The sequence below is a fragment of the Pseudomonas sp. 51_B genome, assembly GCF_017491595.1.
Taxonomy (GTDB): Bacteria; Pseudomonadota; Gammaproteobacteria; order Pseudomonadales; family Pseudomonadaceae; genus Aquipseudomonas; species Aquipseudomonas promysalinigenes.
The window spans coordinates 1-16,117 of record NZ_JAFGYW010000042.1 but is presented as its reverse complement, the minus strand read 5'-3'; the positions used below and the strand labels follow the sequence as shown (position 1 = coordinate 16,117).

The 16,117-nt window shown below is 57.4% G+C and carries 12 protein-coding genes, 1 tRNA gene and 1 pseudogene; all 14 read left to right on the top strand.

Going from position 1 to position 16,117, the window contains the following annotated elements:
* Nucleotides 1-218 (top strand): annotated as a pseudogene (locus tag J5M56_RS23075) (elongation factor Tu); the annotation flags it as partial.
* 54 nt (nucleotides 219-272) lie between these two features.
* Nucleotides 273-348: transfer RNA gene (locus J5M56_RS23070), tRNA-Trp, on the top strand.
* A gap of 44 nt (nucleotides 349-392) precedes the next feature.
* Complete coding sequence (gene secE, locus J5M56_RS23065) at nucleotides 393-761, top strand: preprotein translocase subunit SecE (protein WP_060480380.1); 369 nt, start codon at nucleotides 393-395, stop codon at nucleotides 759-761.
* A 9-nt stretch (nucleotides 762-770) separates the two neighbouring features.
* A complete protein-coding gene (nusG, locus tag J5M56_RS23060) occupies nucleotides 771-1,304 on the top strand; it encodes a transcription termination/antitermination protein NusG (protein ID WP_003255501.1) in 534 nt (177 codons plus the stop codon).
* Between the two features lie 119 nt (nucleotides 1,305-1,423).
* Nucleotides 1,424-1,855 (top strand): 50S ribosomal protein L11, encoded by a 432-nt coding sequence (gene rplK, locus J5M56_RS23055; RefSeq protein ID WP_023535523.1) that lies wholly within the window; start codon nucleotides 1,424-1,426, stop codon nucleotides 1,853-1,855.
* A complete protein-coding gene (gene rplA, locus J5M56_RS23050; RefSeq protein WP_027919361.1) occupies nucleotides 1,855-2,550 on the top strand; it encodes a 50S ribosomal protein L1 in 696 nt (231 codons plus the stop codon). The genes rplK and rplA overlap by 1 nt, the downstream gene beginning before the upstream one ends.
* A gap of 197 nt (nucleotides 2,551-2,747) precedes the next feature.
* On the top strand, nucleotides 2,748-3,248 hold the full coding sequence (gene rplJ, locus J5M56_RS23045; protein WP_060480381.1) for a 50S ribosomal protein L10: 501 nt from the start codon (nucleotides 2,748-2,750) through the stop codon (nucleotides 3,246-3,248).
* Between the two features lie 78 nt (nucleotides 3,249-3,326).
* On the top strand, nucleotides 3,327-3,695 hold the full coding sequence (rplL, locus tag J5M56_RS23040) for a 50S ribosomal protein L7/L12 (RefSeq protein ID WP_060480382.1): 369 nt from the start codon (nucleotides 3,327-3,329) through the stop codon (nucleotides 3,693-3,695).
* Nucleotides 3,696-3,914: 219 nt separating this feature from the next.
* On the top strand, nucleotides 3,915-7,988 hold the full coding sequence (gene rpoB, locus J5M56_RS23035) for a DNA-directed RNA polymerase subunit beta (protein ID WP_060480383.1): 4,074 nt from the start codon (nucleotides 3,915-3,917) through the stop codon (nucleotides 7,986-7,988).
* Nucleotides 7,989-8,052: 64 nt separating this feature from the next.
* Entirely contained in the window at nucleotides 8,053-12,252 is a 4,200-nt protein-coding gene (gene rpoC, locus J5M56_RS23030) for a DNA-directed RNA polymerase subunit beta' (RefSeq protein WP_186479001.1), read from the top strand.
* A gap of 211 nt (nucleotides 12,253-12,463) precedes the next feature.
* The gene (gene rpsL, locus J5M56_RS23025) at nucleotides 12,464-12,835 is read left to right on the top strand and encodes a 30S ribosomal protein S12 (protein ID WP_003255492.1); all 372 of its coding nucleotides are present in this window, start codon (nucleotides 12,464-12,466) and stop codon (nucleotides 12,833-12,835) included.
* Between the two features lie 106 nt (nucleotides 12,836-12,941).
* Nucleotides 12,942-13,412 (top strand): 30S ribosomal protein S7, encoded by a 471-nt coding sequence (rpsG, locus tag J5M56_RS23020; RefSeq protein ID WP_003246741.1) that lies wholly within the window; start codon nucleotides 12,942-12,944, stop codon nucleotides 13,410-13,412.
* Between the two features lie 30 nt (nucleotides 13,413-13,442).
* Entirely contained in the window at nucleotides 13,443-15,590 is a 2,148-nt protein-coding gene (gene fusA, locus J5M56_RS23015; RefSeq protein WP_186479002.1) for an elongation factor G, read from the top strand.
* Nucleotides 15,591-15,617: 27 nt separating this feature from the next.
* A partial coding sequence (locus J5M56_RS23010) for a GTP-binding protein (RefSeq protein ID WP_207937857.1) occupies nucleotides 15,618-16,117 on the top strand: 500 nt, incomplete at its 3' end.

The window sequence follows — 16,117 nt, the reverse complement described above, 5'->3', positions numbered from 1 at the left end:
TCTTCAAAGGCTACCGTCCACAGTTCTACTTCCGTACCACTGACGTGACCGGTAACTGCGAACTGCCGGAAGGCGTTGAAATGGTAATGCCAGGTGACAACATTCAGATGACTGTTACCCTGATCAAGACCATCGCAATGGAAGACGGTCTGCGCTTCGCTATCCGTGAAGGCGGTCGTACCGTCGGCGCCGGCGTCGTAGCAAAAATTATTGAATAAGTAGTTGATTTACTTGATCAGGCCGGTATAATGGCCGGCCTGATACAGCGTTACAGGTCAGTAGCTCAATTGGCAGAGCGACGGTCTCCAAAACCGTAGGTTGGGGGTTCGATTCCCTCCTGACCTGCCATTTCACCTCGGTGTGATGGCTTTCTTCTTACAGGATCCTCCTTGATGACTCCCAAAACTGAAGCCCAAGAATCGCGTTTTGATCTGTTCAAGTGGCTGGCTGTAGTGGCTTTGGTGGTTGTCGGTGTCGTGGGTAACCAATACTACTCCGCTTCTCCGATTCTGTACCGCGTTCTCGTACTTCTCGCCCTGGCTGCTGTCGCAGGCTTCGTAGCTCTGCAGACTGCGAAGGGTAAGTCGTTCTTTGCGCTGGCGAAGGAAGCTCGTACCGAGATCCGTAAAGTCGTGTGGCCGACCCGCCAGGAAACCACCCAGACCACACTGATTGTTGTGGCTGTTGTGCTGGTTATGGCACTGCTGCTGTGGGGGCTTGATTCCCTGCTCGGCTGGGCGGTCTCCCTGATCGTTGGCTAAAGGTGTCCCGTGGCTAAGCGTTGGTATGTTGTGCATGCTTACTCGGGTTACGAGAAGCATGTAATGCGCTCCCTGATCGAGCGTGTGAAGCTGGCTGGCATGGAAGACGGTTTCGGTGAGATCCTGGTCCCGACCGAAGAAGTCGTAGAAATGCGCAACGGCCAGAAGCGCAAAAGTGAGCGTAAATTCTTCCCTGGGTACGTTTTGGTCCAGATGGAGATGAACGAAGGGACTTGGCACTTGGTCAAGGATACCCCTCGTGTGATGGGCTTTATCGGTGGGACTGCAGACAAACCTGCACCGATTACCGATAAAGAAGCTGAAGCTATCCTGCGTCGCGTTGCCGATGGTAGTGACAAGCCGAAGCCTAAGACGCTGTTCGAGCCAGGTGAAGTGGTTCGAGTCATTGATGGTCCGTTTGCTGACTTCAATGGTAGTGTCGAAGAGGTTAACTACGAGAAGAGCCGCTTGCAGGTTGCAGTGCTCATTTTCGGTCGCTCTACTCCGGTAGAGCTCGAGTTCAGCCAGGTCGAAAAGGTCTAGGCGGACGAAGCATCCCATACCCCGCAGTCTTATGTGCTGCGGGGTTTTGTCGTCACTGGGATAAAACGCAAGTCATCCGGGGAGCCATCAGGCGTTCGTACCCGATTTTGGAGTAGCTCATGGCTAAGAAGATTCAGGCTTACATCAAGCTGCAAGTTAAGGCCGGCCAGGCCAACCCAAGCCCACCCGTTGGTCCAGCACTGGGCCAACACGGTGTGAACATCATGGAGTTCTGCAAGGCCTTCAACGCCCGTACTCAGGGTCAAGAAGCCGGCCTGCCGACTCCAGTTATCATCACTGTTTACAGCGACCGTAGCTTCACCTTCGAGACCAAGAGCACCCCTGCCTCGGTTCTGCTGAAGAAAGCTGCTGGCCTGACCAGTGGTTCGGCTCGCCCGAACACCGTGAAAGTCGGTACCGTTACCCGCGCTCAGCTGGAAGACATCGCCAAGGCTAAACAGGCTGACCTGACTTCCGCTGACCTGGACGCAGCTGTACGCACCATCGCTGGCTCTGCCCGCAGCATGGGCTTGAACGTGGAGGGTGTGTAATGGCTAAGCTGACCAAGCGCCAAAAGGCAATCGCCGAGAAAATCGAAGCAGGCAAGGCCTACAACTTCGAAGAAGCCGCAACCCTGCTCGCTTCGCTGCCGGCTGCCAAGTTCGTAGAGTCCTACGACATCGCCGTTAACCTCGGTGTTGACCCGCGTAAATCCGACCAGGTCGTTCGTAGCGCTACTGTGCTGCCACACGGCACTGGCAAGACTGTTCGCGTTGCCGTCTTCACCCAGGGCCCAGCTGCTGAAGCCGCTTTGGCTGCCGGCGCTGACCGTGTAGGTATGGACGATCTGGCTGCCGAAATGAAAGGCGGCGACCTGAACTATGACGTCGTTATCGCATCGCCTGATGCCATGCGTGTTGTAGGTCAGCTGGGTCAGGTGCTGGGTCCTCGCGGCCTGATGCCTAACCCGAAAGTTGGTACCGTAACTCCAGACGTAGCCGGCGCTGTCAAAAACGCCAAGGCTGGTCAGGTTCGCTACCGTACCGACAAGAACGGTATCATCCACACCTCCGTTGGCAAAATCGGCTTCGAAGCTGACAAGCTGAAGGAAAACGTTGAAGCCCTGATCGCTGATCTGAAGCGTATCAAACCGGCTTCTTCGAAAGGTATTTACGTTAAGCGCGTTACTCTGAGCACTACCATGGGCCCAGGTCTGATCATCGATCAAAGCTCGCTGAACGTGTAAGAACAAAGCAGCGCGACGTGTCGCGCTGCTTGCAAAAATTGGGGTCCCTGCCTGGCGGGGGCTATCCAAGACCGTAGGCGGCGTAAGCCTTAAAACCCCAGCCCACGCAGATGGTGCTCCCGATTCGTTACCGAATCAGACACCAAAACGACATCCGGCTTCGGCCAGATGAAACGGTAAAAACCAGGAGTAAACCCGTGGCAATTAAACTCGAAGACAAGAAGGCCATCGTCGCTGAAGTCAACGAGGCTGCCAAAGTCGCTCTGTCCGCTGTCGTGGCCGATGCCCGTGGTGTGACTGTAGGCGCAATGACCGGACTCCGTAAAGAGGCCCGCGAAGCTGGCGTATACGTACGTGTCGTACGTAACACCCTGCTCAAGCGCGCTGTTGAAGGCACCGAATTCTCGATCCTCAACGACGCGTTCAAAGGCCCGACCCTGATTGCTTTCTCCCACGAACACCCGGGCGCTGCTGCTCGTCTGTTCAAAGAGTTCGCCAAGGGTCAGGACAAGTTCGAGATCAAGGCAGCTGCGTTTGACGGCAAGTTCCTTGCCGCTAACCAGATCGACGTGCTGGCAACTCTGCCAACGCGCGACGAGGCTATCGCACAGCTGATGAGCGTAATCCAAGGTGCAACCAGCAAGCTGGCTCGTACCCTGGCAGCTCTGCGCGACCAGAAAGAAGCTGCTGCTGCCTAAGGCACGCGCGACTCTTTCAAAATCATACGTTTAATTTGATGGCTGCGTAGGCTGTCACCCCAATACAGGATTTAAGTCATGTCTCTGACTAACGAGCAAATCATCGAAGCGATCGGCCAGAAAACCGTTCTGGAAATTGTTGAACTGATCAAAGCGATGGAAGAAACCTTCGGCGTTACCGCTGCTGCCGCTGTTGCCGCTGGCCCAGCTGCTGCTGCCGCCGCTGTTGAAGAGCAGACCGAGTTCAACGTTGTTCTGGTTGAAGCCGGCGACAAGAAAGTGAACGTGATCAAAGCCGTTCGCGAACTGACCGGTCTGGGCCTGAAAGAAGCCAAAGAGAAAGTCGACGGCGCTCCTCAGGTTGTAGCTGAAGGCGTTTCGAAAGAAGCCGCTGAAGACGCTAAGAAGAAGCTGGAAGAAGCAGGCGCTAAAGTCGAGCTGAAGTAATTTCGACTTTGCGATGCCAGCCTGAGCGTTGAGCGACAGGCTGATGGCTGGTGGCTTATGCCACCGGCCTTTTTCCGTTATTGGTGGCTGGTCAAGCCGGCCCCGATAACACGCTGCAAGACACCCATGTGGGTGAGCAAACCAAGGGGTTTGCACGATTTTCTGGCTGCTCCCGCCGGGAGAAGCCAAACAAGCAGGTGACCAAGCTGGGGAACGCTGATGGCTTACTCATACACTGAGAAAAAACGTATCCGCAAGGACTTTAGCAAGTTGCCGGACGTCATGGATGTGCCATACCTTTTGGCCATCCAGCTGGATTCGTATCGCGAATTCCTGCAAGCGGGAGCATCCAAGGATCAGTTCCGTGACGTCGGCCTGCACGCGGCCTTCAAGTCGGTATTCCCGATCATCAGCTACTCCGGCAATGCTGCCCTGGAGTATGTAGGCTACCGCCTGGGCGATCCCGCCTTCGATGTGAAGGAATGTGTCCTGCGTGGCGTGACCTTCGCGGTCCCACTGCGGGTCAAGGTGCGCCTGATCATCTTCGACAAGGAATCGTCGAACAAAGCGATCAAGGACATCAAAGAGCAAGAAGTCTACATGGGTGAAATCCCCCTGATGACTGAGAACGGTACCTTCGTTATCAACGGTACCGAACGAGTAATCGTTTCCCAGCTGCACCGTTCGCCTGGTGTGTTCTTCGACCACGACCGTGGTAAGACACACAGCTCCGGCAAGCTGCTGTACTCCGCTCGCATCATCCCTTACCGCGGTTCGTGGTTGGACTTCGAGTTCGACCCGAAAGACTGCGTGTTCGTGCGTATCGACCGTCGCCGCAAGCTGCCGGCTTCGGTGCTGCTGCGCGCGCTGGGTTACAGCACGGAAGAAGTACTCAACACCTTCTACACCACCAACGTCTTCCACATTTCCGGCGAGAAACTCAGCCTGGAGCTGGTGCCTCAGCGTCTGCGTGGTGAAGTTGCGGTCATGGACATCCATGACGGTGCTGGCAAGGTCATTGTCGAACAAGGTCGCCGCATCACTGCGCGCCACGTCAATCAGCTCGAGAAGGCCGGTGTTAACCAGCTGGACGTGCCGATGGAGTACGTCCTGGGTCGCACTACCGCCAAGGCCATCGTTCACCCAGCCACTGGCGAGATCCTGGCCGAGTGCAATACCGAGCTGACCACAGAGCTGCTGATCAAGATCGCCAAGGCTCAGGTAGTCCGCATCGAGACTCTGTACACCAACGATATCGACTGCGGCCCGTTCATCTCCGACACCCTGAAGATCGACACCACTAGCAATCAGCTGGAAGCGCTGGTCGAGATCTACCGGATGATGCGTCCTGGCGAGCCGCCAACCAAGGATGCAGCCGAGACCCTGTTCAACAACCTGTTCTTCAGCGCCGAGCGTTACGACCTGTCCGCCGTTGGCCGCATGAAGTTCAACCGTCGTATCGGTCGTACCGAGATCGAAGGTTCGGGCGTGCTGAGCAAGGAAGATATCGTCGAGGTTCTGAAGACCTTGGTTGATATCCGTAACGGCAAAGGCATCGTCGATGACATCGACCACCTGGGTAACCGCCGCGTTCGTTGCGTAGGCGAAATGGCCGAGAACCAGTTCCGTGTTGGCCTGGTACGTGTTGAGCGTGCGGTCAAAGAACGTCTGTCGATGGCAGAAAGCGAAGGCTTGATGCCGCAAGACCTGATCAACGCCAAGCCGGTAGCGGCGGCGGTGAAAGAGTTCTTCGGTTCCAGCCAGCTCTCGCAGTTCATGGACCAGAACAACCCGCTGTCCGAGATCACCCACAAGCGCCGTGTCTCCGCACTTGGCCCTGGTGGTCTGACCCGTGAGCGTGCAGGCTTCGAAGTCCGTGACGTACACCCGACCCACTACGGCCGTGTGTGCCCGATCGAAACCCCTGAAGGTCCGAACATCGGTCTGATCAACTCCCTGGCTGCTTATGCCCGCACCAACCAGTACGGCTTCCTCGAGAGCCCGTACCGCGTGGTGAAGGAAGGCGTGGTCAGCGATGACATCGTGTTCCTGTCGGCCATTGAAGAAGCGGATCACGTGATCGCCCAGGCCTCGGCGGCCATGAACGAGAACAAGCAGCTGATCGATGAGCTGGTTGCGGTTCGTCACTTGAACGAATTCACCGTTAAGGCGCCGGAAGACGTCACCCTGATGGACGTTTCGCCGAAGCAGGTTGTTTCCGTTGCTGCGTCGCTGATTCCGTTCCTCGAGCACGACGACGCCAACCGTGCATTGATGGGTTCGAACATGCAGCGTCAGGCTGTACCGACCCTGCGTGCCGACAAGCCGCTGGTTGGTACCGGCATGGAGCGCAACGTTGCCCGTGACTCCGGTGTCTGCGTGGTTGCTCGCCGCGGTGGTGTGATCGACTCGGTCGACGCTAGCCGTATCGTCGTTCGCGTTGCCGATGACGAAGTCGAGACTGGCGAAGCAGGTGTAGATATCTACAACCTGACCAAGTACACCCGTTCGAACCAGAACACCTGCATCAACCAGCGTCCGCTGGTGAGCAAAGGTGACAAGGTTCAGCGTGGCGACATCATGGCCGATGGTCCGTCCACCGATATGGGTGAACTGGCACTGGGTCAGAACATGCGCATCGCGTTCATGGCGTGGAACGGCTTCAACTTCGAAGACTCCATCTGCCTGTCCGAGCGTGTGGTTCAGGAAGACCGCTTCACCACTATCCACATTCAGGAACTGACCTGTGTGGCGCGTGATACCAAGCTTGGCCCAGAAGAAATCACTGCGGACATCCCGAACGTGGGTGAAGCTGCTCTGAACAAGCTGGACGAGGCGGGTATCGTTTACGTAGGTGCTGAAGTCGGCGCTGGCGACATCCTGGTCGGCAAGGTCACGCCAAAAGGCGAAACTCAGCTGACCCCGGAAGAGAAACTGTTGCGCGCAATCTTCGGTGAGAAGGCCAGCGACGTTAAAGACACTTCCCTGCGCGTGCCGACTGGTACCAAGGGTACCGTCATCGACGTACAGGTCTTCACTCGTGATGGCGTAGAGCGCGACAGCCGCGCCCTGTCCATCGAGAAGATGCAGCTGGACGAGATCCGCAAGGACCTCAACGAAGAGTTCCGCATTGTCGAAGGTGCAACCTTCGAGCGTCTGCGTGCTGCCCTGAACGGCCAAGTGGTCGACGGTGGTGCGGGCCTGAAGAAAGGCACCGTGATCACTGACGAAGTACTGGACGGTCTGGAGCATGGCCAGTGGTTCAAACTGCGCATGGCCGAAGATGCACTGAATGAGCAGCTGGAAAAGGCTCAGCAGTACATCGTCGATCGCCGTCGCCTGCTGGACGACAAGTTCGAAGACAAGAAGCGCAAGCTGCAGCAGGGCGATGACCTGGCTCCAGGCGTACTGAAAATCGTCAAGGTCTACCTGGCAATCCGCCGTCGCATCCAGCCGGGTGACAAGATGGCCGGCCGTCACGGTAACAAGGGTGTTGTCTCGGTGATCATGCCGGTCGAAGACATGCCGCACGACGCCAACGGTACTCCGGTTGACGTGGTACTGAACCCGCTGGGTGTACCATCGCGTATGAACGTCGGTCAGATTCTCGAAACCCACCTGGGCCTCGCGGCCAAGGGCTTGGGCGAGAAGATCGATCGCATGATCGAAGAGCAGCGCAAAGCCGCTGAACTGCGCACCTTCCTGACCGAGATCTACAACGAGATCGGTGGTCGTCAGGAGAACCTGGATGAGTTCTCCGACGAAGAGATCATCGCTCTGGCCAACAACCTGAAGAAAGGCGTGCCTATGGCTACTCCAGTCTTCGATGGTGCCAAGGAGCGTGAGATCAAGGCCATGCTGAAACTGGCAGACTTGCCAGAAAGCGGCCAGATGGTGCTGTTCGACGGCCGTACCGGCAACAAGTTCGAGCGTCCTGTGACCGTTGGTTACATGTACATGCTCAAGCTGAACCACTTGGTGGACGACAAGATGCACGCGCGTTCCACTGGTTCCTACAGCCTGGTTACCCAGCAGCCGCTGGGTGGTAAGGCGCAGTTCGGTGGTCAGCGTTTCGGGGAGATGGAAGTGTGGGCGCTGGAAGCATACGGCGCGGCATACACCCTGCAAGAAATGCTCACAGTGAAGTCGGACGACGTGAACGGCCGTACCAAGATGTACAAGAACATCGTGGATGGCGATCACCGTATGGAGCCGGGCATGCCCGAGTCCTTCAACGTGTTGATCAAAGAGATCCGTTCGCTCGGTATCGATATCGATCTGGAAACCGAATAACACGTGACGCGAAGGGGAGTGGGGCAGGTAATGCCCGCTCCCTGCTCCGCCAGGAGGAAAGGCCTTGAAAGACCTACTGAATTTGCTGAAAAACCAGGGTCAAGTCGAAGAGTTCGACGCCATCCGCATCGGTCTGGCGTCGCCTGAAATGATCCGTTCGTGGTCGTTCGGTGAAGTTAAGAAGCCGGAAACCATCAACTACCGTACGTTCAAGCCTGAGCGTGACGGCCTGTTCTGCGCCAAGATCTTTGGCCCAGTCAAGGACTACGAGTGCCTGTGCGGTAAGTACAAGCGCCTCAAGCACCGCGGCGTAATCTGCGAGAAGTGCGGCGTTGAAGTGGCCCTGGCCAAAGTTCGTCGTGAGCGCATGGCGCACATCGAGCTGGCCTCGCCAGTTGCCCACATCTGGTTCTTGAAGTCGCTGCCGTCCCGTATCGGTCTGCTGATGGACATGACCCTGCGTGACATCGAGCGCGTGCTCTACTTCGAGAGCTACGTCGTTATCGACCCAGGCATGACTACCCTCGAGAAGGGTCAGCTGCTGAACGACGAGCAGTACTTTGAAGCGCTGGAAGAGTTCGGTGACGACTTCGACGCCCGCATGGGTGCAGAGGCTGTCCGCGAGCTGCTGCACGCTATCGACCTGGAGCACGAGATCGGCCGCCTGCGCGAAGAGATTCCGCAGACCAACTCGGAAACCAAGATCAAGAAGCTGTCCAAGCGCCTGAAGCTGATGGAAGCTTTCCAGGGCTCGGGCAACCTGCCAGAGTGGATGGTCCTGACCGTCCTGCCAGTACTGCCACCGGACCTGCGTCCGCTGGTACCGCTGGATGGTGGCCGCTTCGCGACCTCCGACCTGAACGACCTGTATCGTCGGGTGATCAACCGTAACAACCGTCTGAAGCGCCTGCTCGATCTGTCGGCGCCGGACATCATCGTGCGCAACGAAAAGCGCATGCTGCAGGAAGCGGTCGACGCCCTGCTGGACAACGGCCGTCGCGGTCGCGCCATTACTGGCTCGAACAAGCGTCCGCTGAAGTCCCTGGCCGACATGATCAAAGGTAAGCAAGGTCGCTTCCGTCAGAACCTGCTCGGTAAGCGTGTGGACTACTCTGGCCGTTCGGTAATTACCGTAGGCCCGACCCTGCGTCTGCATCAGTGCGGTCTGCCGAAGAAGATGGCTCTTGAGCTGTTCAAGCCGTTCATTTTCGGCAAGCTGGAAATGCGTGGTCTGGCGACCACCATCAAGGCTGCCAAGAAGATGGTCGAGCGTGAGCTGCCAGAGGTGTGGGACGTGCTCGCAGAAGTCATCCGCGAACACCCCGTACTGCTCAACCGTGCACCTACCCTGCACCGTCTGGGTATCCAGGCCTTTGAGCCAGTACTGATCGAAGGTAAGGCTATTCAGCTGCACCCGCTGGTCTGTGCTGCGTACAACGCCGACTTCGACGGTGACCAGATGGCCGTTCACGTGCCGCTGACGCTGGAAGCCCAGCTCGAAGCGCGCGCGCTGATGATGTCGACCAACAACATTCTGTCGCCAGCCAACGGTGAGCCAATCATCGTTCCGTCGCAGGACGTTGTACTGGGTCTGTATTACATGACCCGTGAAGCCATCAATGCCAAGGGCGAAGGTCGCGTATTTGCTGACCTGCAGGAAGTCGACCGCGTATTCCGCGCCGGCGAGGCTGCCCTGCACGCGAAAATCAAGGTTCGTATCAACGAAACCGTGAAAGAGCGTGACGGCTCCGTGGTCAAGAACACCCGCATCGTCGACACCACCGTCGGCCGTGCTCTGCTGTTCCAGGTCGTGCCGGCAGGTCTGCCATACGACGTGGTCAACCAGCCGATGAAGAAAAAGGCGATCTCCAAGCTGATCAACCAATGCTACCGCGTGGTTGGTCTGAAAGAGACCGTTATCTTCGCTGACCAATTGATGTACACCGGTTTCGCTTACTCGACCATTTCCGGCGTTTCCATCGGTGTTAACGACTTCGTTATCCCGGACGAGAAAGCTCGCATCATCGGTAACGCTACCGATGAAGTGAAGGAAATCGAGAGCCAGTACGCCTCGGGCCTGGTAACCCAGGGCGAGAAGTACAACAAGGTCATCGACTTGTGGTCGAAGGCGAACGACGAAGTTTCCAAGGCGATGATGGCCAACCTCTCGAAAGAGAAGGTCATCGACCGTGAAGGCAACGAAGTCGACCAAGAGTCCTTCAACTCGATGTACATGATGGCTGACTCCGGTGCCCGTGGTTCGGCCGCCCAGATCCGTCAGCTGGCCGGTATGCGTGGTCTGATGGCCAAGCCTGACGGCTCCATCATCGAGACGCCGATCACTGCGAACTTCCGTGAAGGTCTGAGCGTACTGCAGTACTTCATCTCGACTCACGGTGCTCGTAAGGGTCTGGCGGATACCGCACTGAAAACTGCGAACTCCGGTTACCTGACCCGTCGTCTGGTGGACGTCGCGCAGGACCTGGTGGTTACCGAGATCGATTGCGGTACTGACCAAGGCCTGGTGATGACTCCGCACATCGAAGGCGGCGACGTTGTCGAGCCGCTGGGTGAACGTGTACTGGGCCGTGTCATCGCCCGTGACGTGTTCAAGCCGGGCACCGAGGATGTCATCGTTCCGGCCGGTACTCTGGTCGACGAACAGTGGGTCGAGTTCATCGAGCTGAACAGCATCGACGAAGTAGTCGTGCGTTCTCCGATCAACTGTGAAACCCGCTTCGGTATTTGCGCCAAGTGCTACGGTCGCGACCTGGCTCGCGGTCACCAGGTGAACATCGGTGAAGCTGTCGGCGTTATCGCTGCACAGTCGATCGGTGAGCCGGGTACCCAGCTGACCATGCGTACGTTCCACATCGGTGGTGCTGCAAGCCGTACCTCGGCTGCCGACAGCGTCCAGGTGAAGAATGGCGGTATGGTACGTCTGCACAACCTGAAGCAGGTCGAGCGTGCCGATGGCAACCTGGTTGCCGTGTCCCGTTCCGGCGAGCTGGCCATTGCCGACGAGTTCGGTCGTGAGCGCGAGCGTTACAAGCTGCCTTACGGTGCGGTGATTTCGGTCAAGGAAGGTGACAAGGTCGAAGCTGGCGCAATCGTTGCCAAGTGGGACCCGCACACCCACCCGATCGTTACCGAGCTCAAAGGTACCGTGACCTTCGTGGGCATGGAAGAAAACATCACCATCAAGCGTCAGACCGACGAATTGACCGGCCTGACCAACATCGAAGTGATGGACGTCAAGGATCGCCCTGCCTCTGGCAAGGAAATCCGTCCGGCGATCAAGATGGTCGATGCTGCTGGCAAGGACCTGTACCTGCCGGGTACCGACGTACCTGCTCAGTACTTCCTGCCGGCCAACGCCCTGGTTGGTGTGGCTGACGGTGCACAGATCGGTGTTGGTGACGTTATCGCGCGTATCCCGCAGGAAACGTCGAAGACCCGTGACATCACCGGTGGTCTGCCGCGCGTTGCCGACCTGTTCGAAGCGCGTCGTCCGAAAGAAGCTTCGATCCTGGCTGAAGTCAGCGGCACCATCGCGTTCGGTAAGGAGACCAAAGGCAAGCGTCGTCTGGTCATTACCCCGACCGACGGCAGCGACCCGTACGAAGAGCTGATTCCGAAGTGGCGTCACCTGAACGTCTTCGAAGGTGAGCAGGTAAACCGCGGCGAAGTGATCTCCGACGGCCCGAGCGATCCGCACGACATCTTGCGCCTGCTGGGTGTAAGCGCGCTGGCCAAGTACATCGTCAACGAGATCCAGGACGTTTACCGTCTGCAGGGCGTTAAGATCAACGACAAGCACATCGAGACCATCCTGCGTCAGATGCTGCGTAAAGTTGAGATCGCCGAGTCGGGTGACTCCAGCTTCATCAAGGGCGACCAGATGGAGCTGACCCAGGTGTTGATGGAAAACGAGCGCCTGGCAGGGGAAGACAAGTTCATCTCCAAGTTTACCCGCGTGTTGCTGGGTATCACCAAGGCCTCGCTGTCGACCGAATCGTTCATCTCCGCGGCTTCCTTCCAGGAAACCACCCGCGTGCTGACCGAAGCGGCGGTGACCGGCAAGCGCGACTACCTGCGTGGCCTGAAAGAGAACGTGGTCGTGGGTCGTCTGATCCCGGCTGGTACTGGTCTGGCCTACCACAGCGAGCGTAAGCGTCGCCGTGATGCGGACAAACCGCTGCGTGTAAGCGCCAGTGAGGTGGAAGCCGCACTGACCGAAGCGCTGAACTCCAGCGGTAACTAAGTACAGGGCAGGGCCCCGGCAAGCCTCGCTCGATCCCCGGTGACATGAAATGTTGCCGATGATCGGGCGAGGAGGGCCGGGGCCTCGTCTTGACTGGGTGCAAGATCCTCTTTAGACTTTTGTACCCTTAAATTTGGTGAGGCTCCGTCTCGCCAATTTTTGGCTTTCTTGCAAGACAATAGAGTCGCAAGACAATCAGTGGAGCTAGTAGATGGCAACTATCAACCAGCTGGTACGTCAGCCGCGTAAGCGTTCGGTCGAAAAGTCCGACGTTCCTGCGCTGCAGAACTGCCCGCAACGTCGTGGCGTGTGCACCCGCGTGTACACCACCACGCCGAAAAAACCTAACTCGGCACTGCGTAAAGTATGCCGTGTGCGTCTGACCAACGGTTTCGAGGTTTCCTCGTACATCGGTGGTGAAGGCCACAACCTGCAAGAGCACAGCGTCGTCCTGATCCGTGGCGGCCGTGTAAAAGACTTGCCAGGTGTTCGTTACCACACCGTTCGCGGCTCTCTGGATACTTCGGGCGTTAAAGGCCGTAACCAGGGTCGTTCGAAATACGGTACCAAGCGTCCGAAGTAATCGGTCGTTTGCAGACATCCATTTTTTTGAGTCGATAAGAGTAAGGTCGGGCAGGGGTCGTAGACCCACGTCCCGGGCTAACCTGAAGACCGTTTGAGGGCTTATCATGCCAAGACGTCGTGTAGCAGCAAAACGTGAGATCCTTGACGATCCTAAGTACGGATCGCAGATTCTCGCCAAGTTCATGAACCACGTGATGGAAAGCGGCAAGAAAGCAGTAGCCGAGCGCATCGTTTACGGTGCTCTGGATACCGTCAAAGCACGCAAGAACAGCGACCCCCTGGAAATCTTCGAGAAAGCTCTCGACGCCATCGCTCCGCTGGTCGAAGTTAAGTCCCGTCGTGTCGGCGGTGCTACTTACCAGGTTCCGGTTGAAGTTCGTCCATCCCGTCGTAACGCTCTGGCAATGCGCTGGCTCGTAGACTACGCCCGCAAGCGCGGCGAGAAGTCGATGGCTCTGCGCCTGGCCGGCGAACTGCTGGATGCTGCTGAAGGCAAGGGTGCTGCAGTCAAGAAGCGTGAAGACGTGCACCGTATGGCTGAAGCCAACAAAGCGTTCTCGCACTACCGCTTCTAATTCAAGCATCAATCATTTTGCGAGGGCTTTATGGCTCGTACTACAGCAATTAACCGCTACCGTAACATCGGTATCTGCGCCCACGTTGACGCGGGCAAGACTACCACTACCGAGCGGATCCTGTTCTACACAGGTCTGAGCCACAAGATGGGCGAGGTGCATGACGGCGCCGCGACCACCGACTGGATGGTGCAGGAGCAGGAGCGGGGTATCACCATTACCTCCGCTGCCGTTACCACCTTCTGGAAAGGTTCCCGTGGTCAGTACGACAACTACCGCGTAAACGTCATCGATACCCCCGGCCACGTTGACTTCACCATTGAAGTAGAACGTTCGCTGCGCGTACTAGACGGCGCGGTCGTCGTATTCTGCGGTACCTCCGGCGTTGAGCCGCAGTCCGAAACCGTATGGCGTCAAGCCAACAAGTACGGCGTTCCACGTGTTGTCTACGTGAACAAAATGGACCGTGCCGGTGCCAACTTCCTGCGCGTTATCGGTCAGATCAAGAACCGTCTGGGTCACACCCCGGTTCCGGTCCAGCTGGCTATCGGTGCAGAAGATGACTTCCAGGGTCAGATTGACCTGATCAAGATGAAAGCCATCTACTGGAACGATGACGATAAAGGCACCACCTATCGCGAGGAAGAAATTCCTGCCGATATGCTGGAGCTGGCTCAAGAGTGGCGCTCCAACATGGTTGAAGCGGCTGCCGAGTCCAGCGAAGAGCTGATGAACAAGTACCTGGAAGGCGAAGAGCTGACCGTCGAAGAGATCAAAGCCGGTCTGCGCGCGCGCACCCTGGCCAGCGAGATCGTTCCGGCTGTCTGCGGTTCGTCGTTCAAGAACAAGGGTGTTCCCCTGGTTCTGGACGCCGTTATCGACTACCTGCCAGCACCGACCGAAATCCCGGCGATCAAGGGTATCCACCCTGACCTGATCGACACGCCGAAGGATGAAGTCAAGCCAGAGCAGTACGACGAGCGTCCTGCCGACGACAACGAGCCGTTCTCGGCCCTGGCGTTCAAGATTGCCACCGACCCGTTCGTGGGTACTCTGACCTTCGTTCGCGTCTACTCGGGCTTCCTGACCTCCGGTGACTCCGTCATCAACTCGGTCAAGGGCAAGAAAGAGCGCGTTGGCCGTATGGTGCAGATGCACGCCAACCAGCGTGAAGAGATCAAAGAAGTACGCGCTGGCGACATCGCTGCTCTGATCGGTATGAAGGACGTCACCACCGGTGACACCCTGTGCAACGCCGACAAGCCGATCATCCTCGAGCGTATGGACTTCCCTGAGCCGGTAATTTCGCTCTCCGTAGAGCCGAAAACCAAGGCTGACCAGGAGAAGATGGGTATCGCTCTGGGCAAGCTGGCCCAGGAAGACCCGTCGTTCCGCGTCAAGACCGACGAAGAAACCGGCCAGACCATCATCTCCGGTATGGGTGAGCTGCACCTGGACATCCTCGTTGACCGCATGAAGCGCGAGTTCAACGTCGAGTGCAACGTCGGCAAGCCGCAGGTTTCGTACCGCGAGAAGATCACCAAGTCCAACGTTGAGATCGAAGGCAAGTTCGTTCGTCAGTCGGGTGGTCGTGGTCAGTTCGGTCACTGCTGGATCCGTTTCTCGGAGCCGGACGTGGACGAAAAGGGCAACATCACCGAAGGTCTGGTGTTCACCAACGAAGTCGTTGGTGGTGTGATTCCTAAGGAATTCATCGCCCCGATCCAGAAGGGTATCGAAGAGCAGATGAAAAACGGCGTTGTTGCCGGCTATCCGCTGCTCGGCCTGAAGGCCACGGTATTCGACGGTTCGTACCACGACGTCGACTCCAACGAAATGGCGTTCAAGATCGCCGCTTCGATGGCGACCAAGCAACTGGCCCAGAAGGGCGGTGGTGTGGTGCTTGAGCCGATCATGAAGGTCGAAGTTGTAACCCCGGAAGAGTACCTGGGTGACGTGATGGGTGACCTGAGCCGTCGTCGCGGGATGATCCAGGGTAATGAAGACTCGGTGTCCGGCAAGGTAATCACTGCTGAGGTACCGCTCGGAGAGATGTTCGGTTACGCGACCGACGTTCGTTCCATGTCTCAGGGTCGCGCAAGCTACTCCATGGAATTCTCCAAATACGCCGAAGCTCCGTCGAACATCGTCGAAGCACTCGTTAAAAAACAAGGCTAATCCCCTTTAGGCAAGAGGTTCACTGTCGTGGCTAAAGAAAAATTTGATCGTTCCCTTCCCCACGTTAACGTCGGCACCATCGGCCACGTTGACCACGGTAAGACCACTCTGACCGCAGCTCTGACTCGCGTCTGCTCCGAAGTTTTCGGTTCGGCCGTCGTTGAGTTCGACAAGATCGACTCGGCTCCAGAAGAAAAAGCGCGCGGTATCACCATCAACACCGCTCACGTCGAGTACAACTCGAACATTCGTCACTACGCTCACGTTGACTGCCCAGGTCACGCTGACTACGTGAAGAACATGATCACCGGTGCTGCCCAGATGGACGGCGCGATCCTGGTTTGCTCGGCCGCCGATGGTCCGATGCCACAAACCCGTGAGCACATCCTGCTGTCCCGTCAGGTAGGCGTTCCGTACATCGTGGTCTTCCTGAACAAGGCTGACCTGGTAGACGACGCTGAGCTGCTGGAACTGGTCGAGATGGAAGTTCGCGACCTGCTGTCCACCTACGACTTCCCAGGCGACGA

Bases quoted from the DNA above. Each gene is read 5' to 3' on its own strand.
- rplK (WP_023535523.1), top strand. From the start codon at position 1,424: ATGGCTAAGAAGATTCAGGCTTACATCAAGCTGCAAGTTAAGGCCGGC.
- fusA (WP_186479002.1), top strand. From the start codon at position 13,443: ATGGCTCGTACTACAGCAATTAACCGCTACCGTAACATCGGTATCTGC.
- secE (WP_060480380.1), top strand. From the start codon at position 393: ATGACTCCCAAAACTGAAGCCCAAGAATCGCGTTTTGATCTGTTCAAG.
- rpsG (WP_003246741.1), top strand. From the start codon at position 12,942: ATGCCAAGACGTCGTGTAGCAGCAAAACGTGAGATCCTTGACGATCCT.
- rplA (WP_027919361.1), top strand. From the start codon at position 1,855: ATGGCTAAGCTGACCAAGCGCCAAAAGGCAATCGCCGAGAAAATCGAA.
- rplL (WP_060480382.1), top strand. From the start codon at position 3,327: ATGTCTCTGACTAACGAGCAAATCATCGAAGCGATCGGCCAGAAAACC.
- rpsL (WP_003255492.1), top strand. From the start codon at position 12,464: ATGGCAACTATCAACCAGCTGGTACGTCAGCCGCGTAAGCGTTCGGTC.
- rpoB (WP_060480383.1), top strand. From the start codon at position 3,915: ATGGCTTACTCATACACTGAGAAAAAACGTATCCGCAAGGACTTTAGC.